The organism is Novosphingobium sp. KACC 22771 (assembly GCF_028736195.1).
Lineage (GTDB): Bacteria > Pseudomonadota > Alphaproteobacteria > Sphingomonadales > Sphingomonadaceae > Novosphingobium.
In genome coordinates this window covers 2,644,557-2,670,812 of sequence record NZ_CP117881.1, presented here as the reverse complement: position 1 = coordinate 2,670,812, position 26,256 = coordinate 2,644,557, and the positions used below count along the sequence as shown (strand labels likewise).

Sequence of the window (26,256 nt, the reverse complement as noted above, 5' to 3'; positions counted from 1 at the left end):
TATGGCATCGGTGGCTGCTCTTTACACGCCCGAGGTGCTGATGCTGGCGACGGGCCTGATCCGCCATCGCTGGGACGATGCCTTGATGCTGAAGGGGGAGGCGCGTTCGCCCAGTTGCGGCAGCACGATGAAGGCGGGGATCGATCTGGACGCGCAAGGCCGGATTGTGCGGATCGGCCTTGCCGCGCAGGCCTGCGCGATCGGGCAAGCGGCGGGCGCCATCATGGCCGATGCCGCGATCGGCCGCAGCAAAGATGATTTCGCTCGCGCGCAGGGCGACATTGAACGCTGGCTGGCGGGCGAGGGGGATCTGCCCGATTGGCCCGGCCTTGCCGCGATTGCCCCGGCGCGCGAATTTCCCGGCCGCCACGGCGCCATTCTGCTGGGCTGGCGCGCTGTGTTGCAGGCATTTTCCGCCTTTGCGAAAGGCGAAAGCGCAGGCGCATAAATTCAATTGTGACAAACCACTGCCGCGCAGCAGCAATATGTTGCACCGCACCGCCATACGGTGTTAGCGTAAGCTACAACTCTGGGAGGAGCGAGGGCGCATGACCGAAAAGGCCGAAGGCAAAAGCGACACGGTTATCATCAAGAAATACGCTAACCGGCGTCTCTATAACACGCAATCTTCGAGCTATATCACGCTCGATCACCTCTCGAAGATGACCCGCGAGGGTATCGAATTTCGCGTGCTGGACGCCAAATCGGGCGCCGATATCACGCATCAGATCCTGACCCAGATCATCATGGAGGAAGAGGCCAGCGGCGAGCAGATGCTGCCGGTCAATTTCCTGCGCCAGTTGATCGGGATGTATGGCAATTCGATGCAGGGGCTGATCCCCCATTACCTCGAAGCCAGCATGGAGCAGTTCCGCGCCAACCAGATGAAGCTGCGCAAGGCGTTTGAGGACAGTATGGAGAGCAATCCGCTGGCCCGTCTGGCCCAGCAGAACATCGCCATGTTCCAGGCCGCCGCCGCCGCCTTCATGCCCGGCGCCGATGGCACGCCGCCCAAGCCCGCCGAACCCGCACGCGAGCCGGAAGCGGAGACCGGCACCAAGTCGGAGATCGACGCGCTGCGCAATCAGATGCTGGAAATGCAGAAGATGCTCGACAAGCTGGCCAAGTAAGCATTTTGCCGGGCGCAGCGGGGGCTGCGCCGATCATGAAGGGGGCCGGGGCAGGAATTTCGCGCCTCGCAGCGTTTTTTGCAAAAAACCGGTTCCCGTTTTTCGGCGGCTTGCTTAAACGCTGCGCGCCATGAATCAGAAAACGCAAAAGCCCGCCCAGATCCGCCACGCCCTGACCGTGAAGCGCGAAGATGACTTCGCCGCATGGTATCAGCAAGTCGTCTCCGAAGGCGAGATGGCCGAGGAAAGCGGCGTGCGCGGCTGTATGGTCATCAAGCCGTGGGGCTATGGCATTTGGGAACGCATCCAAAAGATCATGGATGCCGCGATCAAGGAAGCGGGCGTCGACAATTGCTATTTCCCGCTGTTCATTCCCTTGAGCTATTTTTCCAAGGAAGCCGATCACGTTGAGGGCTTTGCCAAGGAAATGGCGGTCGTCACGCATCACCGCCTGATCGGCGACGGCAAGGGCGGGCTGATCCCCGATCCCGAGGCCAAGCTGGAAGAACCGCTGATCGTGCGCCCCACGTCGGAAACGGTGATCGGCGCGGCCATGGCGCGCTGGGTGCAATCGTGGCGCGATCTGCCGCTGATGGTGAACCAATGGGCCAATGTCGTGCGCTGGGAAATGCGCACCCGCATGTTCCTGCGCACCAGCGAGTTCCTGTGGCAGGAGGGCCATACCGCCCATGCCGACCGCGATGATGCGATGAAGGAAACGCTGCGCGCCCTCGAAATGTATCGCAGCTTTGCCGAGAACGTGCTGGCCATGCCGGTGGTGGCGGGCGAAAAGCCGGAAAACGAGCGTTTCCCCGGCGCCGTGGCGACCTATTCCATCGAAGCGATGATGCAGGACGGCAAGGCGCTTCAGGCCGGGACCAGCCACTACCTCGGCACCGGTTTTGCCCAGGCGGCGGGCATCCGCTATCAGAGCAAGGAAGGTGCGCAGGAACTGGCGCATACGACCTCCTGGGGCGTCTCGACCCGCATGATCGGCGGCGTCATCATGGCGCATGGTGATGATGACGGCCTGCGCGTTCCCCCCGCGATTGCCCCGCATCAGATCATTATTCTGCCCATGCTGCGCGAGGATGACGGCGACGAGGCGCTGCTGGCCTATTGCGAGGAAATCCGCCGCGAATTGCTCAAGCTGTCCGCGCTGGGCGAACCGATCCGCGTGCTGCTCGACAAGCGCCCCGGCAAGGCGACGCAAAAGCGCTGGGCTTGGGTGAAGAAGGGCGCGCCGATCATTTTGGAAATCGGCGGGCGCGATGCGGCGGGCGGCATGGTTTCGGCGCTGCGCCGCGACCGCATCTGGCGCGAGGATGCCAAGACCAATTTCGTCGGCCAGAGTCGCGAGGAATTTGTCGCCGGGGCCGCAGCGCTCTTGGACGACATTCAGGCCAGCCTGCACCGCGAGGCGACCGAGAAGCGCGACGCCAATATCACGCGCGGCCTGACCACGCTGGCGCAGTTGGCCGAGTTCTTTGCCGAGGATAAGCGCTATCCGGGCTGGGTCGAACTCAACTGGAGCCGCCCGACCGGCGATGCGCTGGAAAAGGTGGTCGAGCAACTCAAGGCGCTGAAACTCACCATCCGCAACACCGCGCTTGATGCCGCGCCTGCGGAAGGGCTCTGCCCCTTTACCGGCGAAGCGGCGGTTGAGCGCATCTACGTCGCGCGGGCCTATTGATGCTGCTGGCGCTGGTTCTGGCATCGGCAATTCCGGCCTATTCCTTTGGGCCGATCCTGACGCTGGCCGATCCGGCGCCGAGCCATCCGGAGATCGACGCGCGTTATACGCCGCCCTATCGGCGGTGTCTGGCGCGCCCGGATCTCAACACGATCCTGCATGACCAGTGCAATGCGCAGGAAATGAAGCGGCAGGATGCGCGGCTGAATGCAGTCTGGGCGGTGACCTTCAAGCGCCTGCCGCCCGCCCGCCAACCTGCGCTGCGCAGCGCCGAGCGCGCATGGATTGCTGATCGGCAAAAGCATTGCCTGCTGCAATCCAAGGAGGCCGAGGGCGGAACGCTGGAGGCCATCGAATATTCCTCCTGCATGGTGGATGAAACCATCCGCCGCACCATCTGGCTTGAAAAATTACGCTAGTTTGCCCCCTTGCGCGGGGCAAAAGGCGTGGCACATTCGCGCCCATGCTTCGTTATACGCTCCTCGCCGCCGCCCTGCTGCCCGCCGCCGCCTTGGCCCAAACTGCGGCGCCATCGCCAGATCGCCTGCGCGCCACGGTGACCTCGCTGGTGGGCTTTGGCACGCGCCATACGCTCTCCTCTCAGGATGATCCCAAACGCGGGATCGGCGCGGCGCGCAAATGGGCCGAGGACCAATTCCGCGCCATCGGGGCGCAATGCGGCGGCTGCCTCTCCATCGAACTGCCCGAACGCATGGTGACCAGCGCGCGCATCCCAAGCCCTGCGCGGCTGGTCAATGTTGTGGCCATTCAAAAGGGCACCGAGCGGCCTGATGAAGTGACCATCATTCAGGCCCATATCGACTCGCGCGTTTCGGATGTGATGAACGCCACCGCCGATGCGCCGGGGGCCAATGACGATGGTTCAGGCGTAGCGCTGGTGATCGAGGCGGCGCGTTTGATGTCTCAGCGCAAATTCCCCACCACCGTGGTTTACGCAATCCTGTCGGGCGAGGAGCAGGGTCTGCTGGGCGGCCGCCTGCTGGCCGATGTCGCGGCCGAGCGGGGGTGGAAGGTCAAGGCGGTGCTCAACAATGACATTGTCGGCAATACGCGCGGGTCGGACGGGATGGTGGATGACGCGCATATCCGCGTCTTTTCCGAAGGGCCGCGCGCCAATGCGGACGCAAAACTGACCGCCGCCCAGCGCCGCGAAGGGGGCGAGAATGATAGCCCCAGCCGCAACCTCTCGCGCTTTATCGCTGGCCTGTCCGCCAAAGATCTGGCCGTGCGGCAGGTGTGGCGCGCCGACCGGGTGGGACGCGGGGGCGATCATTTGCCCTTTGAGGAAAAGGGCTTTCCCGCCGTTCGCATCACCGTCGCGGTCGAAAATTATGATCATCAGCATCAGGACATCCGCCGCGAAGGGACTACCCAATATGGCGACACCATCGAGTTCATGGACTTTCCCTATCTCGCCCGCGTAACCGCCCTCAACATCCGCGCCGCCAGCGCCATTGCCGCCGCGCCCATACCGCCCACGGTTTCGCAAAAGATTGCCGTTTCCCCAGACACCGATCTCAAATGGAGCCCGGTGCCCGGCGCGGTGTCTTATGCCATCTGGCGCCGCCGGACGGACGCCGCCGGATGGGAGGCCAAGCCCTTTGCCACCACCGCCAGCACGGCGATGACCTTCAAGGGCCTGCGCGGCGATGACTGGTTCCTCGGCGTTTCGGCGGTGGGGGCCAATGGCGTGCAAAGCCCGATTGCCAGCGCGCTGCCGGGCGGGTCGTATGAGCGGTCAGGCTTGTAATACGCGCGCTTTGGGGCCAAGGCATCGGCTATGGCCTTTGACAAACGACCCCCGCGCAAACCCGGCAAGCTGACGATCCAGAACAAGGACGCCCGCCGCAAGATCGAACCGGGCATGCCCAGCCGCCAGCAAGTGCTGGATTTCATCGCCAATGCTGCCGACGAGGTGGGCAAGCGCGAGATTGCCAAGGCCTTTGGTCTGAAGGGTGCGGAAAAGATCGAGCTGAAGGCGCTGCTGAAAGACATGGCCGAGGAGGGCCTGATCGACGGCAAGCGTACCGCCTATCACCGCATGGGCGGCGTGCCCAAGGTCACCGTGCTGCGCGTGGTGGGCGTCGAGGATGGCCTGCCGATTGCGGTGCCCGACAAGTGGGAGGCCGATGAAGCCGGTGCTCCGCCGCGCCTGACTGTGGTGGAACAGCGCGTGGCGCAGAAGAAGGGACCGCAGATGCGCGGTGTGGGCGCGCTCAAGCCCGGCGACCGGATTTTGAGCCGCACCGAGGAAACGCCCGAAGGCTGGCTGGCCTTTCCGATGAAGAAACTGCCCAGTGATGCCGAGGCGATCATGGGCGTGGTCGAGATCGACGGCGCGGGCAAGGGCTGGCTGGCCCCCATCGACAAGCGCGAGCGCCATGCGGTGCAGATTTCGGATCTGGGCGGGGCGGTCGAGGGCCAGTTGGTGATGGCCGAACCGGCGGGCCGTTCGCCGCGGGCCGGGGTGCGCGTGGTGGCGGTGCTGGGCGATCCGCTGGCGCCCAAGAGCTTCAGCTTGATCGCCATTCACAAGCATGGCTTGCCGCATATATTCTCCAGCGAGGTAATTGCCGAGGCCGAACTTTCCGCCCGCCAACCGTTGAGCCAGGAGCAGCGCGAGGATCTGACGCATCTGCCCATCGTGGCCATCGACCCGGTGGACGCGCGCGACCATGACGATGCGATCTGGGCCGAACCCGATGGTGAGGGCGGATGGCGCGCCGTGGTGGCGATTGCCGACGTGTCCTTCTATGTCCGCCCCGGCGGCGCGCTGGACCGCGAGGCCCGCAAGCGCGGCAATTCGGTCTATTTCCCCGACCGCGTGGTGCCGATGCTGCCGGAGGTTTTGTCGGCTGATGTCTGCTCACTGAAAGCGGGCGCGCCGCGTGCGGCCATGGCCTGCCATCTGACGCTGGATGCGGAGGGGCGGATGACATCCTTCCGCTTTACCCGCGCGATTGTGCGGATTGCCGAGGTGATCGCCTATGAGGAGGCCCAGCGCCGGATCGACGCAGGCGAGGCCGAGGCCCATCTGGTCAATTTGTGGGGCGCATGGGGGGCCTTGACCAAGGCGCGGGTTGCGCGCGATCCGCTCGAACTCGATTTGCCCGAGCGCCGCGTGGTGCTGGACGAAATGGGCCGCGTGGCGCAGGTTGCGGTGCGCGAAAGGCTGGACGCGCATCGCGTGGTCGAGGACTTCATGATCGCGGCCAACGTCGCGGCGGCCAAGGCTCTGGAAAGCAAGACCGCGCCGGTGGTCTATCGCATCCACGAGCCGCCAAACCGCGAAAAGCTGATCGCTTTGAAGGACTACCTCGCCACGTTTGAGCGCAAGCTGTCGCTGGGGCAGGTGATTACGCCCGCCCTGTTCAACCGGATGCTGAAAGGCATTGATGATGAGGTCGAAAAGGCTCTCATCATGGAGGCGGTGCTGCGCAGCCAGACGCAGGCCTATTATGGCCCGCGCAATGCCGGGCACTTTGGGCTGGGGCTGGGGTCCTATGCCCATTTCACCTCGCCCATTCGGCGCTATTCGGATTTGCTTGTGCATCGCGCGCTGGTCGATGCGTTTCATCTGGAACAGCCTGCGCCCTCGGGCGATCTGCCCGCGCTATCAGGCCTGCATGGACGGGATCGTTCGGATCTGGCGCGGATCTGCGATGCGATTTCCACCGCCGAGCGCCGCGCCATGGTGGCCGAACGCGAGACGGTGGACCGCTATGTCGCGGCATGGCTGTCGATGCATGTCGGCGAAATGTTCGATTGCCGCATCACCGGTGTCCAGCGCTTCGGCCTGTTTGCCACGATCATCGGGCTGGGCGGCGATGGCTTGGTGCCGGTCTCGGTGCTGGGCGACGAACGCTTTCACCATGATGAAAAGGGCCAGCGGATGGTGGGCGAATCCACCGGCACGGTCTTTGCCATCGGCGACCGGGTCCGCCTGCGTCTGGCCGAGGCCAATGCTTTGACGGGCGCGTTGAAGTTTGAGCCGGAGGACGGGCAAGGCCGGATTGAAAAGCGCGGCAGCGTGCCTTTGCCCGACAAGGCCGGGTTGAAGCGGCGCGGCAGCCATCTGGTGGGACATCGCGGGCGACCCGCCAATATCCGCCATCAGGGCAAGCGGCGTTAACTCAGGCGGTCGATCTCGGCCTCATCCATGCCGCCGGGCACGATGAAGAGGGGGCAGGACAGGGCGCCCAGCCCGGCGCCGGTGAAGTGGCCGATCAGCGGCCCCTGGCCTGCGCCCGATGCCCCGCCGCCCGCAGGCGCGCCCAGCACGAGCGCGGCTACTTCGCTGTGTTGCGAGAGATATTCGCGCACCGCCTTGACCGGATCGCCCGAGACAACCGCGATCACCGGCATGTGGCCCGCCTGCGAGAGCACGCTGCCTGCGGCGGCGGCGGCGATGGTTTCGGCGCGCGCGCGGGCTTCCTCCTCGATGGTGGCCTGAATGCCGCCAAAGGCCGAAAAGGGCTGGGGCGGCACCAGCGCGAGAATATGGACCTGTCCCTGCGTCTTGATCGCGCGTCTTGTGGCAAAGCGCAGGGCCACGCGCGCCTCGTCACTTTCATCCACGATCACCAGATAGACACGCATAGCCCATTCCCCTTGAACCGGAATTTTGGCCCGTTTGAACCGGAAATTCCGTGATGCGCGGTGATGACACAAACACGCCCGCGACGCAATTTGACCGCGCAGGAAGCGCGAAGGGTCGCTTTTGGGCTTGTCGTCGGGGGCCGACAGGGCATAAGTTTTGTGGGTTAAGCCATCAAGCACATTCCTATTCGGCCTAAGCATCTTGCCGATTGGCGCAATCCCCGGCAGAAGCAGACCGATTCTAAAATTAGCCATAAGGACGAGAAGCCCTCATGCCGATCTCGATCAAGATGCCCGCTCTGTCTCCCACGATGGAGCAGGGGAAACTGGCCCGCTGGCTGGTTAAAGTTGGTGATACGGTTAGCGCTGGCGATATCATGGCCGAGATTGAAACCGATAAGGCGACAATGGAATTCGAAGCGGTGGATGAAGGCACGATTGTCGCCATCGAAATCGCCGAAGGCACCGACAATGTGAAGGTCGGCACCGTGATTGCCCAGCTGGCCGGTGAAGGCGAAGATGCCTCGGCCCCGGTGGCCAAGCCGGCTGCTGCGCCCGCGCCCGTGGCGGCGGCCCCTGCCGCTGCTGCTCCCGCTCCTGTCGCGGCCGCCCCGGCTGCTGCTCCGGTCAAGACCGGCGACCGCGTGATCGCCTCGCCGCTGGCCAAGCGGATTGCGGCGCAAAAGGGTGTTGATCTGGCCGCCGTCAAGGGCACCGGCCCCAACGGCCGCATCGTCAAGGCCGACGTCGAGGGCGCGCAGCCCGGCGCGGCGGCTCCTGTTGCGGCGGCGGCTCCTGTTGCGGCGGCGGCTCCGGTTGCTGCGCCCGCGCCTGTGGCGGCTCCGGCTCCCTCGGCGCCTGCCGCTCTGCCCGACTTTGGCATCCCGCATGAGGATCTGCCGCTCTCGACCATGCGCAAGACGATTGCGCGCCGCCTGACCGAATCCAAGCAGCAGGTGCCGCATATCTACCTCACGGTGGATATCCGCCTCGATGCGCTGCTCAAGCTGCGCGCAGAGCTGAATTCGGCGCTGGCCGGACGCAAGGTCAAGCTGTCGGTCAATGACATGCTGATCAAGGCGCTGGGCGTTGCCCTGACGCAGGTGCCCCAGTGCAATGTCGCCTTTGCGGGCGATACGCTGCGCCAATATGCCCGCGCCGACGTTTCGGTGGCGGTGTCGATCCCCAATGGCCTGATCACGCCGATCGTGACGGATGCCGCGGGCAAGGGTCTGGCCGCGATCAGCACCACCATGGCCGACCTTGGCAAGCGCGCCAAGGAAGGCAAGCTGGCCCCCAACGAGTTCATCGGCGGCACCGCTAGCCTGTCGAACATGGGCATGATGGGCATCAAGCAGTTCGAAGCCGTCATCAATCCGCCGCAGGGCATGATCATGGCCATCGGCGCCGGTGAAAAGCGCCCTTGGGTGCTGGAAGACGGCAGCCTGGGCGTGGCCACGGCCATGTGCGCCACGGGCAGCTTTGACCACCGCGCCATCGACGGCGCCGATGGCGCGCAGCTGATGGCCGCCTTCCGCGAACTGGTCGAAAATCCGCTGGGCCTGCTGGCCTGAGATGGAGGCCCTGACCCTGCGCCCCGCCACTGAGCCCGTTATTCGGGTAACCGCGATGCCCGCCGATGCCAACGCCTATGGCGATATTTTCGGCGGGTGGCTGCTGTGTCAGATGGACATGGGGGCAGGGCTGCTGGCCGCGCGCCATTCGCGCGGCCGGGCCGTGACCATCGCTATGGACGGCGTGCAGTTCCTCAAGCCGGTGAAGGTCGGCGATGAGGTTTCGGTCTATGGCGAAATCCGCAAGGTGGGCCGCTCCTCGATGACGATTGCCATCGAGGCATGGCGGCGCGACCGTTTTCAACACGAGGCGCAAAAGGTGACCGAAGCGAGCTTCACCTTTGTGGCTGTCGATGACGCCGGGCGGCCCCGCCCGGTGGTTCAGGAGTAAACAACGTGGCTGAAGCGTATGATGTGATTGTTCTGGGTTCGGGCCCCGGTGGCTATGTCGCGGCGATCCGCGCGGCCCAACTGGGTCTCAAGACCGCGATTGTCGAACGCGAAAATCTGGGCGGCATCTGCCTCAACTGGGGCTGTATCCCGACCAAGGCCCTGCTGCGCAGCGCCGAGGTGTTTCACCAGATGCAGCATGCCAAGGCTTACGGCCTGTCGGCCACGGGCGTTGCCGCCGATCTGGCCGCGGTGGTTGCCCGTTCGCGCGGCGTGGCCAAGCAGCTTAATCAGGGCGTGACGCATCTGATGAAGAAGAACAAGGTTGCCGTCCATATGGGCAATGGCAAGCTGCTGGCTCCCGGCAAGCTGGAAGTGACCGGCGAGAAGGGCACCGAAACGCTGACCGCCAAGCACATCATCGTGGCGACCGGCGCGCGTGCGCGTGATCTGCCTTTTGCGCCTGCGGATGGCAATCGCATCTGGACCTATCGCCATGCGATGACGCCCAAGGAAATGCCGACCAAACTGCTGGTCATCGGTTCGGGCGCCATTGGCATCGAATTTGCCAGCTTCTACAACGATCTGGGCGCGGAAGTGACCGTGGTCGAAATGGCCGACCGCATCGTGCCCGCAGAGGACGCCGATGTCTCGGCCTTCCTTGAAAAGTCGCTGACCAAGCAGGGGTTCAAGATCCGTACCAAGACGGGTCTGGAAGGACTGGTTGCGGACGCCAAGGGCGTGAAGGCCAAGATCAAGGCTCCCGACGGCAAGGTGACCGAGGAAGAGTTCAGCCATGTGATCGTGGCCGTGGGCGTTGTCGCCAATACCGAGAACATCGGTCTGGAAACTCTGGGTATTCCGACCGATCGCGGCATCATCAACACTGACCCCTATGGTCGCACCAACGTCAAGGGCGTGTGGGCCATCGGCGACGTTACGCCCGGCCCCTGGCTGGCGCACAAGGCCAGCCATGAGGGCGTGACGGCGGCCGAAGCCATCGCCAAGGAACTGGGCAACAAGGAGGTGCATCCGCACGCTCTGGACCGCCGCAACATTCCGGGCTGCACCTATTGCCACCCGCAGGTGGCCAGCGTCGGCCTGACCGAGGCCAAGGCCAAGGAAGCCGGTTACACGCTGAAAGTCGGCAATTTCCCCTTCATCGGCAATGGCAAGGCTATCGCGCTGGGTGAGCCGGAAGGCTTCATCAAGACGGTGTTTGACGCCAAGACCGGCGAATTGCTGGGCGCGCACATGATCGGCGCGGAAGTGACCGAGCTGATTCAGGGCTATGTTGTGGGCAAGACGCTGGAAACCACCGAGCAGGAATTGATGAACACGGTCTTCCCGCATCCGACCCTGTCGGAAATGATGCATGAGGCGACGCTGGCCGCCTATGGCCGGGCGATCCATATCTGATCGCGTAAGGCATTTCAGGAAAAGGGGGCGGGAGGCACAGGCTTTCCGCCCTTTTTCGTTGCCTGCGTATTTTTACGAGAATAACCTTTTACGGTTAGCGCATCGTTTACCAAGCTTTGCTAGGCCTCGCAGGCGAGGAGCCAGCGATGTTCAGCCTGTTTCACACAATCGGTTCGATGCTGCGCAATATGTTTGCGCTGGGGTTTGCCGCGTTTTTCGGCATTTCCTCCATGGTGTTCGATCTGAAACAGATTGCGGATATGACCTGGGCCTCGACAGGAGGTCTGTTGCTCGTCCTGGCGCTGGTTGCCACGGGGATGTTTGTCGGTTTCATAGCGCTGCTGGTCCATTTGCGCGAAGCCGCCCGCAAGCAGGCCGCCGCATCGCAGCAGGGCCGCGATGCGGCAACCGGATGGGACCCCGACGAGATCATCGCCTGCCATCTGGCCCGCCGCTCCAGTCGCAATCCGGTGCCCATGCCTGTGCGTTCCGCCGACCGACGGATGTCGCCGCCGCGTCGATTTGGCCGCAAGAATGGGTAATTCAGCGCGTCAGATTGCGCGTGATATGGGCAAACACGGCGTCATGCAAAGGGGCGGCGAAGGCACAGCCAATCGCGCCATCCTTTTGCCAAACCACGCGCGCAGAAAGCATCTGCAGCCCCGGAATGCGGATGCGCAGGGGCTGGCTGGGGTCGGCCTCGCCATAGCGGTTGATGCGAAAGCCGCCGGGCGAAAGTTCGTCGAGTGTGACACGGCGCCATTCGGCCATGCCTTGTCGCACTTCGCAAATGGCGGTGATATCGACCCGCTGATTGTCCTCCCGACCGCCCTGACCGCCCGAGCCTGAATTTCCAAAACCCTGATAAATTTTATTATTCACGGAATTCAGCCTCCATCAAGCGCCGGATGATAGAGGTAAGAAGTTAACAGGGCGGAAAGTTTTAACAGGCTCGTACTCGGTTCGCCTCGATTTTGGCGGCAAATGCGGGGCGAAAATTAACGGTGCAGAAACCAGAGAACCAAGGGCGCGAGCGCCAGATTGAGCAGCCCGGTCAGCACCATCGCCAGCCCGGCCACCGCGCCAACATGCGGGTGGCGCGGCTGAACCTGCGCGGTGCCGATGGCATGGGCGGCAACGCCAATCATCGCCCCCTGCGCCGTCGGGCTTGAGGGGGCGCCGCGCATCACCGCCGCTTCGCCCAGCAGCGCGCCAAGGATGCCGGTGGCGATCACGAAAACGGCGGTAAGATCAGGCATGCCGCCGATTTCCGCCGAAATCGCCATGGCAAAAGGCGTGCTGACCGAACGGGGCAGCAGCGACAGGCGCAGCGGCCCGTCAATGCCCAGCACCCCGGCCAGCACCCAGCCGGAGAGGAAAGAGGTTGCGCTGCCCGCGACCATGCCGGCGAGCAGCGGGCGCCAATAGCGGCGGATCATCGCGCGCTGATCATAGATCGGCACGGCAAAGGCAGTGACCGCCGGGCCCAGCATCCACAATAGCCAGCCTGCACCGGCCCGATAGGCGGGGTAGGGGACGTGAAAGGCCAATAGGATGGATGCTATAATCAAAGGCGTCGTGATCAGCGGCATCAGCCACCAGCGCGGCCAGCGCCTATGGAGCAAGCGCGTGGCGGAAAAACTGGCCAGCGTGAGCGCGGACCACAGGGCGGTGGCGGTCGCATCAATCATCGGCGCGGGCCATCAACTGCACCACGACGCCCGTCACCGTCATCACCAAAACCGTGCCAACGCCCACCGCCAGCATCAGGCGGACGCCCAGCATGCTGAAAAATTCGCGGTGGTCGATCAGGACCGGCACAGCAGGCACAAAAAACAGCAGCATCCGTCCCAGCAGGCCATGTGCTCCTTCGCGCAATTGCTCTGCCCTCAACCACCGTCGATGCAGCGCGATCAGGATCAGCGCGAGGCCGATAACGCTGGCAGGCAGGGAGGCATGAGTGAGGCGGACCAAGACCTCTCCCAAGCCATAAAAGGCCATAATAAGAGCAATTTGCCAGACGGCTTTCATGTCAGTTCCGCCACCAGCCCGCCGCCCGGCGGCGAAGACAGCCGCAGGCGCAAACCATAGGCCTCGGCAATGTCGCGGGCAATGGCAAGGCCCAGACCGCTGCCCGGCATGTCGGCATCAAACCGGCTGCCGATCTCGCAGGCGCGTGCGATCTGGTCCTCGCTCATGCCGGGGCCGTCGTCCTCAACCCGGATGCGCGGCCCCTCGGCAATGGTCAGCACGACGCGGCGGCGCGCCCATTTCCCGGCATTGTCCAGCAGGTTGGAGACCAGTTCGGACAGGTCTACCGGATCAATCGCCATGCGGACGGGCGCGGGGGCCGACAGGTCAAAGGCGCAATCGGGGTGCAATTTGCGCATGGCCGAGAGGATGGGCAACACCGCCTCGGGCAGATGGCTGATCCGCAGCGAGGCGCGGGCGCCCGCCGCCGAACGGGTGCGCGCCAGTCGAAAGTCGATCTGCTGAACCATCACATGCGCCTGATCGAGCAGGGCGCGGGCAGCCCTTGCGCTTTCGGGCTGGCGGGCCAGCCTTTCGGCCTCGTCGGTGATGACGGCCAGCGGCGTGCGCAGCCCATGCGCCAGATTGCCCGCTTCGACTCGCGCGCGGTCGATCACCGCCTCATTGCCCGCGATATAGGCGTTCAAATCCTCAACCAGAGGTGCGATTTCCGAAGGATAGGCGCCTTCGAGCCGCGCGCTGGTGCCCTCGCGCAATTGGCCAATGGCCGTGGCCAATCGGTTGAGCGGGCGCAGGCCAAACAGCACCACCGCATAGCCGGTAATCAGCAAAGCTGCCGCCAGCGCGGTCAGCCACAGCGTCAATTCACGGGTAAAGCTGGCGATGGTCTGGTCCAGATAGCGTTTGTCCACCGCGATGACGTAATGGACGACCCGCCCGTCGGGCGTAAAGCCGGTAAAGCCATAGGCGATGGTCTTGCCGGTGGGGCCATTGTCGATGGAATGGAAAATTTCCGGCGAGTGGGCGATGTCCTCGTCGATTACGCCGCGCACCATCGAGGCGGAATGAATGCGGTCGCCCTTATGCACCGAAACCTGCCAGTAATAGCCCGAAAGCGGTTCAAGGTAGCGCGGATCGGACAGGGGGCGGGAGAGCGAGAGATGGCTGTCGGGCGAGATGTTCACCAATCCGGCCAGTTCGCGCACATGGCCATAAAGTTCGTCGTGATATTGCGCCTCGATATGGCGGGTAAAGACCCGCGTGGCCGAATACCAGATGCCGCCGATGCCCAGCGCGACCCAGAGCAGGATTGCCAGCAGGAACCGCAGCCGCAGGCTGTGCGCGGCCAATCGGGCGGGGGGCAGCATACGCCTCATGCCTCAAACCTGTAGCCAAGCCCGCGCAGGGTCTTGATCCGGCCTGCGCCCACCTTGCGCCGCAACCGGCTGACCAGCACCTCGATGGCGTTCAGATCGCGTTCTGCGCCAAGGTCATAGAGATGTTCAAGAATATCGCCCTGCGACAAGACCTGACCGGGGCGGCGGACAAAGAGTTGCAGCAGGCGAAACTCCTGTTTGGAGAGCGAGAGTGCCGCCCCTTCGATTTCGGCATTGCGCCCCACCGGATCAAGCCGCACCCCGCCCGCCTCGATCCATTGCGCCCGCGCGCCCACATGGCGGCGCAACAGCGCATGGAGCCGCGCCAGCAATTCCTCGAACCTCACGGGCTTTACTACGAAATCGTCGGCCCCCGCGTTCAGCCCCTCCACCTTGTCCTGCCAACTGCCGCGCGCGGTCAGGATCAGCACCGGGCAATCGACCCGCCGCCCCCGCCAGTAACGCAGCAGATCCAGCCCGTTGCCATCGGGCAGGCCAAGGTCGAGAATGATCGCGGCGATCTTGTCCAGATCGGGCCAGCCTTCGCCATCGGCCTGCGATCCGGCGACATCCACGGCAAAACCTGCATCGCGCAGGCGATTGCTCAGGCGGCTTGCCAATTCGCCGTCATCCTCGATCAACAACAGCCGCAAGCCTTGAGTCCCCATGTCTGAATGCTTCATGACTATTGGACCTGCCACACGAAACTGACAAGTTCCTGTCAGCTTTGTGCGCCATGGCGGCGTTCATGATGCGCAAAAACTCCCTGTTGGCCGCTGGTGCCGCTCTCGCCCTGCTCTCCGCCTGTTCGCGTGCCACCGAGGAGGCCGCGCCCGAAGCGCCCAGTCCCAAGGGCGATCTGGTCGCGCTGAGCGATGCGCAGGTCAAGGAATTGGGCATAACGGTCGAGGCCGCGCAGGGCGATGCGCCGATCCCGCTCGCCAGCGTGCCGGGCACGGTATCGCTGCCGCCCGAGGCGCGGGTGGCGGTCACGTCGCCCTTTGGCGGCACGGCGGTCAAGGTTCTGGTTATTCCCGGTCAGCAGGTCGAGCGCGGCGCGGTGCTGGGCGTGGTCAAGGCGGCCGAATCGGTGCAGTTCAGCGGGGCGATGGCGCGTTCGCAGGCCGAATTGCCGGTGGCGCAGGCCAATGCCGCTCGTCTGAGCCAATTGGCGAAGGAAGGCGTCATCGCCGCCTCGCGCGCCGAGGAAGCGGTGGCGAACCTGCGCGCTGTTCAGGCGACCTTGGCGGAAAACCGGCGTCTGCTGGCGCTGGGCGGGGCATCGCGCGATGGCACGGTGACCTTGCGCTCGCCCATCGCGGGCCGCGTGGCCAGTGTCAGCGTGGAAACCGGCGGCGCGGTCAGCACCGATGGCGCGCCCTTTGTGGTGGAAAATATCGCGGCGCTGCGGCTTGATCTGCAATTGCCGCAAAGGCTGGCGGGCCAATTGCGCCCCGGCATGCCGGTGGCGGTGGAGCAGGACGGGCGGCGTGCGGAGGGCAAATTGCTTTCCGTTGGCGCCTCGCTTGATCCTGTCACCCGCTCGCTGGTGGCGCGGGCCAGCGTGGCCGGGGACGCGGGCCTGATCCCGGGCAAGGGCGTGACCGCGACCATCGAGGCAGCAAAGGATAGCGCCAAGGGCGTCAGCGTGGCGCGCACGGCGGTGGCCAATCTGGATGGCAAGGACGTGGTCTTTGTCCGCGAGGGCAAGAATTTTCGCCGTCAGACGGTGAGTGTCGCGGGCGAGAGCGGCGGGCGCATGGTGATCGGCGGCGGCATCGCGCCGGGCGCGCAGGTGGTCACCAAGGGCGTGGCCGAACTCAAAGCCATTTTCGCAGGGGCCTGATCCATGTTGCGCAAACTGGTCGAACGCGCGCTGGCCGCGCGCATGGCGGTGCTGGCCTTGGCGCTGGCGCTGGCGGGATGGGGCATCTGGTCCTTTCTCAACCTGCCGATTGACGCCTTTCCCGATATCTCCTCAACCCAGGTCAAGGTGATCCTCAAGGCCCCCGGCATGACGCCCGAAGAGGTGGAGAGCCGCGTGGTGGCCCCCATCGAGATGGAAATGCTGGGCATTCCGCATCAGACCGTGCTGCGCTCTGTGGCCAAATATGCGATTGCCGACGTTACGATCAATTTCGACGACAGCACCGATATTTACTGGGCGCGCAATCAGGTGAATGAGCGCCTGACGGGGGTGATGGGCAATCTGCCCTCCACGGTCAGCGGCGGTCTGGCCCCGATTGCCACGCCTTTGACCGACATGTTCATGTTCACCATCGAAGGTCCGCAGGATCTGGCCGAAAAGCGCCGGGTGCTGGACTGGGTAATCCGACCTGCGCTGCGCACGGTGCCGGGGGTTGCCGATGTGAACACGCTGGGCGGTCTGGCGGAAAGCTATGAGGTGGTGCCGGATAATCAGGCGCTGGCGGCGGCGGGTCTGACGGTGACGGATCTCTCGGATGCCATCAGCACCTCGAACCGCAATGATGGCGCGGGCCGCCTTGTGGCGGGCGAGGAGGCGCTGATCGTGCGCTCCTCGGGCGCTATCCGCAATGTGGCTGATCTGTCGGCGGTGGTGGTGAAAAGCTCGACCGGCCGGGTTGTGCGCGTGGGCGATGTTGCCAAGGTGCGGATCGGCGCGCTCACCCGCTATGGCGCGGTCAGCCAGGGCGCGCGCGGCGAGGCGGTCGAGGGCATTGTCATCGGTCTGCGCGGCGTGGATGCGGCCAAGATCGTCGATGGCGTCAAGGTCCGGATCGAGGAATTGAAGCCCAGCCTGCCCAAGGGCATGAAAATCGCGGTGTTTTACGACCGCTCAGATCTGATCGAGCGCGCCGTGGGGACGGTTGAGGAGGCGTTGATCGAGGCGACCTTGCTGGTGGTCGTGCTGCTGCTGCTGTTCCTTGGCGATGTGCGGGCCTCGGTGATTGTTGCGCTGGCGCTGCCGATGGCGGTGCTGCTCACCTTTATCGCCATGCGCGCCGTAGGGCTTACGGCCAATCTGATGAGCCTTGGCGGGCTGGCGATTGCGGTGGGCATGCTGGTCGATGGCGCGGTCGTGGTGGTCGAAAATGTGGTCGAGCGGATGAGCGATCCGCGCCATGCCGGGGCGGGGCGGCTGCACAATGTGTTCGTTGCCGCCGCCGAGGTGGCGACGCCCGTCGCCAGCGGCCTTGCCATTATCGCACTGGTATTTCTGCCGCTGCTTACGCTCGAAGGGTTGGAAGGCAAGCTGTTCGCCCCCGTCGCGCTGACCATCGTGCTGGCGCTGCTCTCGGCTCTGGTGCTGGCGCTGACGCTGGTGCCGGTGCTGTCGTTCTTTGGGCTTAAGGCGGGGGATTCGCATCATGAACCCTGGCTGATGCGGCAATTGGGGCCGCGTTACGGGCGGCTGCTCGACTGGGCCTTTGCGCATCGAATGCCGGTCTTTGCGGCCGCAGGCCTGTCGCTGGTGCTGGCGGTGGTGGCCTATCAATTTACCGGCAAGACCTTCTTGCCGACGATGGACGAAGGCTCGGCGATCGTTCAGCTTACCAAACTGCCCTCGATCTCGCTGCCGCACAGTATGGAAATCGACCATGCCGCGCAAAAGGCGATCATGAGCAAGGTGCCCGAAGTGACCAATGTCATCTCGCGCACAGGCTCGGACGAATTGGGCCTTGATCCGATGGGGCTGAACGAGACGGACAGTTTCATCATCCTGAAACCCCGCAGTGAATGGCGTGTGGGCGACAAGGAGTGGCTGGTCAATGAAATCCGCAAGGCGGTGGCCAATCTGCCCGGCGTCCAGACCAGCTTTACCCAGCCCATCGAGATGCGCATTTCCGAAATGCTGACGGGTGCGCGCGGCGATCTGGCGATCAAGATCTTTGGTCCCGACAGCGCTGAACTCGGCCGTCTGGCCGAAGAGGTCCAGCGCCGCCTGCGCGCTATCCCCGGCACCAGCGAGGCCCTGACCATGGCCAACGACAAGGTGGATTACCTGCAAATCGACATCGACCGCACGGCGGCGGGCCGCGTGGGCATGCCCATCGACACGCTTCAGGACGCGATGCGCTCCGAATTGGAAGGCGTGCGCTCGGGCGTGGTGGCCGAAGGGTTGCGCCGCGTGCCCATCCTGATCCGGGGCGAGGGCGAGGCGGCCAATCCCGCCGGTTTCGCCGACCGTCTCTATCGCAGCCCCACCGGCCAACTGGTGCGCGCCAGCGACGTGGCCAAGGTTGAGCGCACCGAAGGCCCGGTCAAGGTCGAGCATGAAAACGGCTCGCGCTTCGCCATGGTGCAGGCTTTTGTCGGCGGGCGCGATCTGGTGGGCTATGTCCAGCAGGCCAAGGCCGATATTGGCGCCAATGTGAAATTGCCGCAGGGCTATCGCATCGTCTGGGGCGGCCAGTTTGAAAACCAGCAGCGCGCCTCGGCCCGTCTGGCGGTGGTGCTGCCGATTGCCTTGCTGATGATCTTTGTGGTGCTTTACGCCACGCTGTCTTCGGTGCGGGCCTCGTTGCTCATTCTGGTCAACATTCCCTTTGCGCTGGTGGGCGGCATGGTCTCGCTGGCGGCCTCGGGCGAGTATCTTTCGGTGCCCGCCTCGGTCGGCTTTATCGCGCTGCTGGGCATTGCCGTGCTCAACGGCCTGGTGATGGTCAGCTATTTCCGCCAATTGCGCGATGGCGGCATGGATCTGGCGCAGGCCGTGCGGGTGGGGGCCAAGCGCCGCCTGCGCCCGGTGATGATGACGGCCACGATTGCCGCCTTTGGCCTGGTGCCCCTGCTGTTCGCCACCGGGCCGGGCTCGGAAATTCAAAAGCCGCTGGCCATTGTGGTGATCGGCGGGCTGATCACCTCCACTCTGCTCACGCTGGTGCTCTTGCCGATCCTGTATGAACGGTTTGGCGAAAACCGCGCGGAGAAAGCCGATGCGTAAGTTTCTTTCTCTTGCCCTTTGCCTGATGCCTTTGCCCGCGTTTGCCACGCCCAGTCAGGTGGGGCCTGAACCGGGCCTGCCCGATCCGGCCGCCGTGGCGCAGGCGCTGGCCAGTCATCCCGGCGTTGAGGCCGCCAACGCCCGCACCCGCGCCGCCGAGGCCGAAGTGCGCGTGCTGGAGCGCGGGCCTTATGATTATCAGTTGCAGACCTCGTACAACCGCCGCTCCATTGTTCAGGAAAGTGTCTTTGACGAGTTTGAGGCGCAGTTGACCAAGGGCGTGCGCTGGCCGGGCAAGGTGCGGCTGGATCGTGAGATCGGCCAATATGGCCTGACCGCGCAGAAAAACCGCGCCGAGGACACGCGCCATCAGACCGCGCTGATGCTGGCCGATTACTGGTGGGCGTGGCTGGCCGCCGCGGGCGAGGCCGAGGTGGACCGTCAGAGCGTGGCCAATTACCAGACGCTGCTCTCGGCGGTGAAGCGGCGAGTGGAATTGCGCGACGCCTCGGTGCTGGAGGCCGATCAGACGGTGGCGGCGCTGGAAGCAGCGCGTCTGGCCGCAGAGCGTTCGAGCGGGCGCGAAAAGGTGGCGCGCAGCCGGTTGCAGGCGCAATTTCCCGCCATGACCTTGCCCGAACATCCCGAGGCGATCCCCATGCCGCATGAACCGGACGGGGGTCTGACGCATCTGCGCGATCTGGTCTTTGCGCGCAGCCACGAAATCGCGGCCGCCGAGGCCACCGCCAATATGGCCGAAGCCAGCGCCGAGCGCGCGCGGGCGGACCGCATCCCCGATCCGCAGGTAGGCTTTCGTGTGTTTTCCGACAAGGGCGGGATCGAGCGCGGGGCAGGGCTGATCCTCATCATGCCCATCGGCAACGGACGGCGCAGCGCCTTGGCCGATCAGGCCGGGGCCAATGCCGCTGCGGCCGGGGCCGAACTTCAGGCTGTGCGCCGCACTTTGCAGGAAACCGCCGATTCCGATCTGGCGGGCGCTCAGGCCGCGCTCCACGCATGGGAACGCGCCGATGCCAGTCGCCGGGCGCAGGATGCCGCGCTGGTCAAGGTTCGGCGCGGGTTTCAGGCGGGCGCACTCGATCTGTCCGAACTGCTGCTGGCCGAGCGCCAGACCCAAGACGCTGCGCGGGCCGAAAGCATCGCGCGCGCCGACGCCCATGCCGCCATCACCCGTCTGCGCATCGACAGCCACCATCTGTGGATTGGCGATGATGAGGATTGATTGATGTGTTAGGCGCACAGGTATGGCCAAGAAAAAGCGATATCTGACCGCGACCATGCCCTATGGCTATGTCAAGCGGATCGGTCCGACCACCGACCGTTTCACCCATTACTGGCGCATCGTGGCCGAATTGGCCAATGGCAAGACCGAGGTGTTCTGGGGGCATACGCGCTCACTGGGCGATGCCACGCGGTTGAAGGCGGCGGCGGGCGATGGTGCGCGCATGCGCGGCTGGAAAAGCTATGTGTTCGAAATCGTCGAAGTGGTCGAGGAACCGGTGGGCGAATAAGGCTGCTGCGCAGTCATCTGGGGGTAGGCGCGACGCGATGCTTGCAGCGCCGCCTTCCTGCGCCTAGAGACACAGGCTATGCCCGGAGAAATTCTTGACAACCAGGGGCGTGGCACTGCCGGATGGCACTGGCCCGCCGTACACCCCGAAGCGCGCAAATTTGCCGCGGTTTCCGCCCTTGCCTGCCTCATGGCGGCGCTTGTGGGATGGAGCCTGCTGGCATGGCCGCTCGGCATTTTAACCTATGGGATCTGCGCATTTTTCCGCGATCCCTTGCGCGTGACGCCGCGCGGCGATCGCTATGTCATGGCGCCTGCCGACGGGCTCATTACACTGATCCAGAAGGTGGCGCCGCCGCGTGAGCTGGTGATGGAGGATGGCACCGGAACGCCCGGTCTGCCCGATGCACTGGTGACCCGTGTCTCGATTTTCATGAGCGTGTTTGATGTTCACATCAACCGCGCGCCCATCAACGGCACGGTTTCGCGGGTGATCTACATTCCCGGCAAGTTCCTCAACGCCGACCTTGATAAGGCCAGCGAGGAGAACGAGCGTCAGCACATCCTGATTGATCGCGGCAATGGCGCGATGATCGGCTTTACTCAGATCGCAGGCCTTGTGGCGCGCCGCATCGTGCCCTTCGTCAAGCCCGGCGATATCATCGGCGCGGGTCAGCGCGTGGGCCTGATTCGTTTTGGCAGCCGCGTCGACGTCTATCTGCCCGAAGGCACCGAGCCCAAGGTTCTGTTGGGCCAGCGCACGGTGGCGGGCGAAACCATTCTCGCCGAAATCGGCGAGGTCGGCCTGATCGAGGGCGTGAGCCAGTGAGCGATGAGCCGATGGGCGAGGACGCGGAACGGCAAAGGCGGTTGCCGGGTGGATTGACGCTGCGGGCGATGGCGCCCAATGCGATTACCTCTGCGGCGCTGTGCTGCGGATTGACCGGCATCCGTTTTGCAATTCAGGGCGAGTGGGAAAAGTCGGTTCTCGCGGTGATTCTGGCTGGCGTGCTTGACGGTATCGATGGGCGCATTGCCCGCCTGCTCAAGGCACAATCGCGCTTTGGCGCCGAACTCGACAGCTTGGCCGATGCCATTTCCTTTGGCGTGGCGCCTGCCTTGATCGTGTTCTTGTGGTCGCTCAAGGATGTGCCGCGCCTTGGCTGGTTTGCGGCGCTGGCCTTTGCGATCTGCATGGCCCTGCGCCTTGCCCGCTTTAATGCCCGGATCGACTTGCCCGACGAGCCGCGCAAGCAGGCCGGTTTTCTCACCGGCGTTCCTGCGCCTGTCGGGGCAGGTCTGGCATTTCTGCCGATCTATCTGTGGATTGCCAGCGGCGGCGAAGCGTCGGGTGATGCGATCTTTCGCGATCCGCGCATCGTCGGCGCATGGTTGGCTTTCAACGCTTTCCTGCTGATTTCTGCGATTCCCACACTCAGCTGGAAATCGCTGCGTCCGCGCCGTTCCGTTCGCCTTGAACTGATTGCCCTGTTCGGCCTCGTGTTTGCCGCGTTGTTGAGCGAACCTTGGTTTACGCTGGTAGGGATTTGCGTCCTCTATCTGGCGCTGATCCCGGTAGGCTTGGTGATGTATATGCGGATCAGGCGGCCGCAGGGCGCAAGGCCGCAGGAAGCGCGCGTCGAGGCTGGGGAGTAAGGACGACTGGGGCGGGGCGCTCGCCCTGCGTTGCCAAAGGCGACAGCGGTGCGGACAAACGCTCCCAATCGACCGCACCGGGTTCGCGCAAGGTGACCTTCAGGACGCTGCCTTTTTCCAGCCGCTTTACTTCGGCGCTGAGCTGACGCCATGCGGGAAGGAAGGCCCGGGCGCTGTGAAGCAGCGAGGCGATAACCAGGGCGGCTATCAGGCCGGTCATACCATTGATTGCAAGAGTGAGCATCGCGGTATAGTCCTTTGTCCATCGGGCGGGATCGTCGATTCCGGTGACGCGGCGCCCTGCGTACAACATGTGGATAACCAGTAGGAGTTTGAACGGTTCCCTTCTGGATGTCCCCTTGTTCCGTTCTGTTTGCACTTTGTTCCACACCTGTTCTGGTCCGTCAAGCGCTTTTTGCGTTGAACCGTGCAATTCCTGCCGGGATTGCGCGGGCCATCCTCCAAAATGGCGCTGGATTATTTCTGCAACCGGCGCTAAGGGCGCCTCACCCAGCGCCACGGGGATTCGCAATCATGCGGATTTTTTCAGGTCTGGGCCAACCCACATGGGACGCATCTTCACCGGTGCCGCAGCGGAAATTCGGGCCATCGGGCCTTGGCCGCACGGTTCCAGCGTCTCAGAGGAACAACCGGAAGGACTATATTTATGGCGGCTCCCGTCGTTACGATTCAGCAGCTTATTGAAGCCGGTGCCCACTTCGGCCACCAGACCCACCGTTGGAACCCGCGCATGAAGCCGTACATCTTCGGCGCGCGCAACGGCATCCACATCCTCGACCTGTCGCAGACCGTGCCGCTGTTCAGCCGCGCTCTGGAGTTCATCTCGGCGACCGTTCAGGCCGGTGGCAAGGTTCTGTTCGTCGGCACCAAGCGTCAGGCACAGGAGCCCATCGCTGAAGCTGCTCGCGCTGCTGGTCAGCACTTCGTCAACCACCGCTGGCTGGGCGGCATGCTCACCAACTGGAAGACGATTTCGCAGTCGATCAAGCGCCTCAAGACGCTGGAAGAACGCCTGTCGAGCGCCACGGGCGGTCTGACGAAGAAGGAAGTTCTGCAGCTGACTCGTGAGCGCGACAAGCTCGAACTGTCGCTGGGCGGTATCCGCGACATGGGCGGCATCCCCGACGTGATGTTCGTGATCGACGCCAACAAGGAAGAGCTGGCGATCAAGGAAGCCAACGTGCTCGGTATCCCGGTCGTTGCGATCCTCGACTCGAACGTTTCGCCCGAAGGCATTGCTTTCCCGATCCCCGCCAACGATGACGCCTCGCGCGCCATCCGCCTGTATTGCGACGCCGTTGCCGCTGCTGCCACCAAGGGCAACCGCGCTGCTGTGGCCGCTTCGGGCGCGGATATCGGCGCGATGGCCGAGCCGGTTGCCGAAGAAGTGCTCGAAGGCTGATAAGCCTTTGGAACGGACCCTGAAATGGGCGCCGTCACAAAATTGGAACGCGCCGGGTCCATGTGGCCCGGCGCAACTGTATAAAACTCTTGTCTAAGGACTATCGGACATGGCCTTTACTGCCGCCGACGTGAAGAACCTGCGCGAACGCACTGGCGCTGGCATGATGGATTGCCAGAAGGCGCTCAAGGAAGCCAATGGCGACATGGAAGCGGCCGTTGACGCGCTGCGCGCCAAGGGTCTGGCTGCCGCTGCCAAGAAGTCGAGCCGTACGGCTGCCGAAGGTCTGGTGGGTCTGGCGATTGCCGGCACCAAGGGCATCGCGGTCGAAGTGAACTCGGAAACCGACTTCGTCGCCAAGAACGACCAGTTCCAGGACTTCGTGCGCAAGACCACCGAAGTCGCTCTGAACGGCGACCTGACTGACGTTGAAGCGCTCAAGGGCGCGGCCTATCCCGACGGCGGCACGGTTGGCGAAAAGCTGACCAACAACGTTGCCACCATCGGTGAAAACCAGCAGATCCGCCGCATCAAGGCCGTTTCGGTGTCCGAAGGCGTGGTCGTTGCCTACATGCACAACGCTGCCGCCCCCAACCTGGGCAAGATCGGCGTGCTGGTCGCTCTGGAAGGCAATGCTTCGGCTGACGTTCTGGAACCGCTGGGCAAGCAGATCGGCATGCATATTGCCGCCGCTTTCCCGCTGGCCCTGTCGGCTGAAGATCTCGACGCCGACCTGATCGAGCGTGAACGCAAGATCGCTGCTGAAAAGGCCGCGGAATCGGGCAAGCCCGAAGCCGTTCAGGCCAAGATGATCGACGGCGCCGTGGCCAAGTATGCCAAGGAAAACGCCCTTCTGTCGCAGTTGTTCGTGATGGACGGCAAGACCCCGGTGTCCGACGTTGTCGCCGCCGCGGCCAAGGAAGCCGGCGCCACGATCAAGCTGGTGGACTATGTCCGCTTCCAGCTGGGCGAGGGCATCGAGAAGGAAGAAACCGACTTTGCCGCCGAAGTGGCTGCTGCTGCTGGCATCAAGTAAGTTTCTTTCCGCCAAGGAAAACAACGAGGCTCGCCGGAAACGGCGGGCCTTTTTGTTTGGCCCCGGACCAGGATTTCTTCATACCCGTGTGCATTAGTTTTTGCGCGCCCTTGGCATGGGCAACGCCACGGTATAAGGGCGCTTGCGAAGCATAAGGATAGATCGAGACCATGGCTCAACCCCAATACAAGCGCGTTTTGCTGAAACTTTCGGGCGAAGTGTTGATGGGAAGCCAGCCTTTCGGCATCGACCCGGAATTTGTGGCCGAGATGGCGGCCGAGGTGAAGGCGGCCAAGGAAAGCGGTCTGGAAATCTGTCTGGTGATCGGCGGGGGCAATATCTTCCGCGGCATGGCGGGCGCCGCCAAGGGCATGGACCGCGCGCAGGCCGACTATATGGGCATGCTGGCCACGGTGATGAACGCGCTGGCGATGCAGAATGCGCTGGAGCAACTGGGCGTGCCGACCCGCGTGCAATCGGCGATCGAGATGGACAAGGTGTGCGAGCCGGTGATCCGCCGCCGCGCCGAGCGCCATCTGGAAAAGGGCCGGGTCGTGATCTTTGCGGCGGGCGTTGGCGCGCCTTATTTCACCACGGATTCGGGCGCGGCTCTGCGCGCGGCGGAAATGCGCTGCGACGCGCTGCTCAAGGGCACCAGCGTCGATGGCGTTTACAACGCTGATCCCAAGCGCGACCCGGAAGCAAAGCGTTATGACACGATCGACTATGACACTGTTCTGGCCGACAACCTCAAGGTAATGGATGCCAGCGCGGTCGCGCTGTGCCGTGACAACAAGATTCCGATCGTCGTCTTTTCCATTCGCGAACGCGGCAATCTGGCCCGTGTGCTGGCGGGACAGGGCGTTCAGACGATTGTGCAGTAATTCAGGAGAATACCAATGGCTGCTCCCAAATATGACAAGGCTGATCTTGAGCGCCGGATGAAGGGCGCGGTGGAATCGCTGAAGGGCGATCTGTCGGGTCTGCGCACGGGGCGCGCCAATACCGCGCTGCTCGATCCGATTACGGTTGAGATCTATGGCAGTCACATGCCGCTCAACGCCTGCGCCACGGTGGCCGCGCCCGAATCGCGCATGCTGACCGTGACGGTGTGGGACCGTTCGAGCGTGACCCCGGTGGAGAAAGCGATCCGTTCGGCGGGTCTGGGCCTGAACCCGATCACCGACGGCAACACGATCCGTCTGCCGATCCCCGACCTGACCGAGGAACGCCGCAGGGAACTGGCGAAGCTGGCCAGCAAATATGCCGAAGGCGCGCGCATCGCGATCCGCAATGTCCGCCGCGACGGCATGGAAGCGCTCAAGGCCGACGAGAACAAGAAGCTGATCTCGGAAGACGAGCGCAAGCGCTTTGAAACCGAGGTGCAGAAGCTGACCGACGAGGCGATCAAGGGCGCCGATGAAGCCGCCGCGGCCAAGGAAAAGGAAATCCTGGGCAAGTGACCGCTGCGCTGCTTCCTGCTTCTGGC

The 26,256-nt window shown here is 63.9% G+C and carries 28 protein-coding genes; 20 read left to right on the top strand and 8 right to left on the bottom strand.

Annotated elements, in window-relative coordinates; genetic code table 11:
* The first annotated feature begins 1 nt into the window (after nt 1).
* The 6 genes from PQ467_RS12360 (at nt 2) to PQ467_RS12335 (ending at nt 6,976) form a co-directional block, all read left to right on the top strand.
* Nucleotides 2-448: an iron-sulfur cluster assembly scaffold protein gene (locus tag PQ467_RS12360; protein ID WP_274173695.1), complete on the top strand. Its 447-nt coding sequence runs from the start codon at nt 2-4 to the stop codon at nt 446-448.
* Nucleotides 449-548: 100 nt separating this feature from the next.
* A complete protein-coding gene (gene phaR, locus PQ467_RS12355) occupies nt 549-1,130 on the top strand; it encodes a polyhydroxyalkanoate synthesis repressor PhaR (protein ID WP_172338890.1) in 582 nt (193 codons plus the stop codon).
* A gap of 130 nt (nt 1,131-1,260) precedes the next feature.
* A complete protein-coding gene (proS, locus tag PQ467_RS12350; RefSeq protein ID WP_274173694.1) occupies nt 1,261-2,823 on the top strand; it encodes a proline--tRNA ligase in 1,563 nt (520 codons plus the stop codon).
* Entirely contained in the window at nt 2,823-3,242 is a 420-nt protein-coding gene (locus PQ467_RS12345; RefSeq protein WP_274173693.1) for a lysozyme inhibitor LprI family protein, read from the top strand. Before proS ends, PQ467_RS12345 begins: the two co-directional genes overlap by 1 nt.
* A 44-nt stretch (nt 3,243-3,286) precedes the next feature.
* A complete protein-coding gene (locus PQ467_RS12340) occupies nt 3,287-4,594 on the top strand; it encodes a M20/M25/M40 family metallo-hydrolase (RefSeq protein ID WP_274173692.1) in 1,308 nt (435 codons plus the stop codon).
* Nucleotides 4,595-4,708: 114 nt separating this feature from the next.
* Nucleotides 4,709-6,976 carry a ribonuclease R family protein gene (locus PQ467_RS12335; protein ID WP_274176152.1) on the top strand — a complete coding sequence of 756 codons (2,268 nt, stop codon included), beginning with the start codon at nt 4,709-4,711 and terminating at the stop codon, nt 6,974-6,976.
* Here PQ467_RS12335 and PQ467_RS12330 read toward each other — a convergent pair.
* Entirely contained in the window at nt 6,973-7,443 is a 471-nt protein-coding gene (locus PQ467_RS12330) for a universal stress protein (protein ID WP_274173691.1), read from the bottom strand. The two genes, PQ467_RS12335 and PQ467_RS12330, sit on opposite strands and share 4 nt — an antisense overlap.
* A gap of 272 nt (nt 7,444-7,715) precedes the next feature.
* On the opposite strand from PQ467_RS12330, the gene PQ467_RS12325 reads away from it, so the two are divergent.
* The 4 genes from PQ467_RS12325 to PQ467_RS12310 all read left to right on the top strand — a co-directional run bounded on the left by PQ467_RS12325 (nt 7,716) and on the right by PQ467_RS12310 (nt 11,368).
* Nucleotides 7,716-9,017: a pyruvate dehydrogenase complex dihydrolipoamide acetyltransferase gene (locus tag PQ467_RS12325; protein WP_274173690.1), complete on the top strand. Its 1,302-nt coding sequence runs from the start codon at nt 7,716-7,718 to the stop codon at nt 9,015-9,017.
* A gap of 55 nt (nt 9,018-9,072) precedes the next feature.
* Nucleotides 9,073-9,408, top strand: a complete 336-nt coding sequence (locus PQ467_RS12320; protein ID WP_274173689.1) for an acyl-CoA thioesterase — start codon at nt 9,073-9,075, stop codon at nt 9,406-9,408.
* A gap of 5 nt (nt 9,409-9,413) precedes the next feature.
* Nucleotides 9,414-10,826: a dihydrolipoyl dehydrogenase gene (gene lpdA, locus PQ467_RS12315; protein ID WP_274173688.1), complete on the top strand. Its 1,413-nt coding sequence runs from the start codon at nt 9,414-9,416 to the stop codon at nt 10,824-10,826.
* A gap of 146 nt (nt 10,827-10,972) precedes the next feature.
* Nucleotides 10,973-11,368: a hypothetical protein gene (locus PQ467_RS12310; RefSeq protein ID WP_274173687.1), complete on the top strand. Its 396-nt coding sequence runs from the start codon at nt 10,973-10,975 to the stop codon at nt 11,366-11,368.
* A 1-nt stretch (nt 11,369) separates the two neighbouring features.
* Here the strand turns inward: PQ467_RS12310 and PQ467_RS12305 are convergent, their stop codons facing one another.
* The 5 genes from PQ467_RS12305 to PQ467_RS12285 form a co-directional block, all read right to left on the bottom strand.
* Complete coding sequence (locus PQ467_RS12305) at nt 11,370-11,708, bottom strand: PilZ domain-containing protein (protein WP_274173686.1); 339 nt, start codon at nt 11,706-11,708, stop codon at nt 11,370-11,372.
* 116 nt (nt 11,709-11,824) lie between these two features.
* Nucleotides 11,825-12,517 (bottom strand): LrgB family protein, encoded by a 693-nt coding sequence (locus tag PQ467_RS12300; protein ID WP_274173685.1) that lies wholly within the window; start codon nt 12,515-12,517, stop codon nt 11,825-11,827.
* On the bottom strand, nt 12,510-12,800 hold the full coding sequence (locus PQ467_RS12295; RefSeq protein WP_274173684.1) for a CidA/LrgA family protein: 291 nt from the start codon (nt 12,798-12,800) through the stop codon (nt 12,510-12,512). Before PQ467_RS12295 ends, PQ467_RS12300 begins: the two co-directional genes overlap by 8 nt.
* Nucleotides 12,801-12,853: 53 nt before the next feature.
* Nucleotides 12,854-14,194, bottom strand: coding sequence for a sensor histidine kinase (locus PQ467_RS12290; protein WP_274173683.1), 1,341 nt, complete (start codon nt 14,192-14,194; stop codon nt 12,854-12,856).
* On the bottom strand, nt 14,191-14,862 hold the full coding sequence (locus PQ467_RS12285; protein WP_274173682.1) for a response regulator transcription factor: 672 nt from the start codon (nt 14,860-14,862) through the stop codon (nt 14,191-14,193). The genes PQ467_RS12290 and PQ467_RS12285 overlap by 4 nt, the downstream gene beginning before the upstream one ends.
* Nucleotides 14,863-14,942: 80 nt before the next feature.
* Here PQ467_RS12285 and PQ467_RS12280 point away from each other — a divergent pair, with 80 nt between their 5' ends.
* From PQ467_RS12280 to PQ467_RS12255, 6 genes are all read left to right on the top strand, one after another.
* Nucleotides 14,943-16,040, top strand: a complete 1,098-nt coding sequence (locus PQ467_RS12280; protein WP_274173681.1) for an efflux RND transporter periplasmic adaptor subunit — start codon at nt 14,943-14,945, stop codon at nt 16,038-16,040.
* A gap of 3 nt (nt 16,041-16,043) precedes the next feature.
* Nucleotides 16,044-19,121, top strand: a complete 3,078-nt coding sequence (locus PQ467_RS12275) for an efflux RND transporter permease subunit (RefSeq protein WP_274173680.1) — start codon at nt 16,044-16,046, stop codon at nt 19,119-19,121.
* Nucleotides 19,114-20,364 (top strand): TolC family protein, encoded by a 1,251-nt coding sequence (locus PQ467_RS12270; RefSeq protein ID WP_274173679.1) that lies wholly within the window; start codon nt 19,114-19,116, stop codon nt 20,362-20,364. The genes PQ467_RS12275 and PQ467_RS12270 overlap by 8 nt, the downstream gene beginning before the upstream one ends.
* Before the next feature lie 22 nt (nt 20,365-20,386).
* Complete coding sequence (locus tag PQ467_RS12265) at nt 20,387-20,653, top strand: hypothetical protein (RefSeq protein WP_274173678.1); 267 nt, start codon at nt 20,387-20,389, stop codon at nt 20,651-20,653.
* A gap of 78 nt (nt 20,654-20,731) precedes the next feature.
* A complete protein-coding gene (locus PQ467_RS12260; RefSeq protein WP_274173677.1) occupies nt 20,732-21,481 on the top strand; it encodes a phosphatidylserine decarboxylase in 750 nt (249 codons plus the stop codon).
* A gap of 11 nt (nt 21,482-21,492) precedes the next feature.
* Nucleotides 21,493-22,308 carry a CDP-alcohol phosphatidyltransferase family protein gene (locus PQ467_RS12255; protein ID WP_274176151.1) on the top strand — a complete coding sequence of 272 codons (816 nt, stop codon included), beginning with the start codon at nt 21,493-21,495 and terminating at the stop codon, nt 22,306-22,308.
* Here PQ467_RS12255 and PQ467_RS12250 read toward each other — a convergent pair.
* Nucleotides 22,253-22,828 carry a hypothetical protein gene (locus tag PQ467_RS12250; RefSeq protein WP_274173676.1) on the bottom strand — a complete coding sequence of 192 codons (576 nt, stop codon included), beginning with the start codon at nt 22,826-22,828 and terminating at the stop codon, nt 22,253-22,255. The two genes, PQ467_RS12255 and PQ467_RS12250, sit on opposite strands and share 56 nt — an antisense overlap.
* 147 nt (nt 22,829-22,975) lie before the next feature.
* Between PQ467_RS12250 and rpsB the strand changes: the two genes are divergently transcribed.
* Both rpsB and tsf read left to right on the top strand, forming a co-directional pair.
* A complete protein-coding gene (gene rpsB / locus PQ467_RS12245) occupies nt 22,976-23,731 on the top strand; it encodes a 30S ribosomal protein S2 (protein WP_274173675.1) in 756 nt (251 codons plus the stop codon).
* A gap of 109 nt (nt 23,732-23,840) precedes the next feature.
* A complete protein-coding gene (gene tsf / locus PQ467_RS12240) occupies nt 23,841-24,767 on the top strand; it encodes a translation elongation factor Ts (RefSeq protein WP_274173674.1) in 927 nt (308 codons plus the stop codon).
* Here tsf and PQ467_RS12235 read toward each other — a convergent pair.
* Nucleotides 24,760-24,939 carry a hypothetical protein gene (locus PQ467_RS12235; RefSeq protein ID WP_274173673.1) on the bottom strand — a complete coding sequence of 60 codons (180 nt, stop codon included), beginning with the start codon at nt 24,937-24,939 and terminating at the stop codon, nt 24,760-24,762. The genes tsf and PQ467_RS12235 overlap by 8 nt on opposite strands.
* Between PQ467_RS12235 and pyrH the strand changes: the two genes are divergently transcribed.
* Both pyrH and frr read left to right on the top strand, forming a co-directional pair.
* Nucleotides 24,938-25,651 carry a UMP kinase gene (pyrH, locus tag PQ467_RS12230; RefSeq protein ID WP_274173672.1) on the top strand — a complete coding sequence of 238 codons (714 nt, stop codon included), beginning with the start codon at nt 24,938-24,940 and terminating at the stop codon, nt 25,649-25,651. The two genes, PQ467_RS12235 and pyrH, sit on opposite strands and share 2 nt — an antisense overlap.
* Nucleotides 25,652-25,666: 15 nt before the next feature.
* Nucleotides 25,667-26,230 carry a ribosome recycling factor gene (frr, locus tag PQ467_RS12225; RefSeq protein WP_274173671.1) on the top strand — a complete coding sequence of 188 codons (564 nt, stop codon included), beginning with the start codon at nt 25,667-25,669 and terminating at the stop codon, nt 26,228-26,230.
* Nucleotides 26,231-26,256: the final 26 nt, after the last annotated feature.